Annotated in this window: 1 protein-coding gene; it reads left to right on the top strand. The window is 36.2% G+C overall.

Features of this window, described 5'->3' with window-relative positions; all coding sequences use genetic code 11:
• Window positions 1–533 (top strand): helicase HerA domain-containing protein (locus tag AC1DWB_RS37145; protein ID WP_477546026.1); only part of this gene is annotated, 533 nt, incomplete at both ends.

Raw genomic sequence — 533 nt, 5'->3', positions numbered from 1 at the left:
GTGGTAGTGAAGGTCAATAGAAGTGATATGCTTTCAAAATTACAAGTTAATCACCTTGTAGTCATTCGTGCATCTAAACGTGGTCAGCATCTTATTGGTTTAGTTGTTAAGATTATGCGAAAATTTGATGAGGAAATAGATCCAAATAATGACGAGGATTCTCGTTCTAACGATATCGTCAAAATAACTTTAATCGGAACGTTTTTTGATAAAATTGGACTAAGTACTAACCAATTCAAGCGTACTTTAGAGTCAGTACCAGAAATTGATGCTGACTGTTTTATTATGGATGATGTAACTCTGACTAATTTTATGGGGGTAATATCCCAAAGTAACGCAGATGCTAAAAATCCTTTGTTCATAGGAACTTATACGATCAATGATAATGCGAAAGCTTGGTTAGATGGTAATAAGTTGTTTCAACGCCATGCTGTCATTGCCGGTAGTACTGGCTCAGGAAAGTCTTATACTGTAGCCTCTTTAGTTGAACAAATTGCGCAGCTAGACTCGGCAAATGCAGTTCTGTTTGATAT

The organism is Paenibacillus sp. P4_E11 (assembly GCF_056401635.1).
Note: the sequence above shows the minus strand (reverse complement) of the source record. Positions and strands in the feature narration are given on the sequence as shown.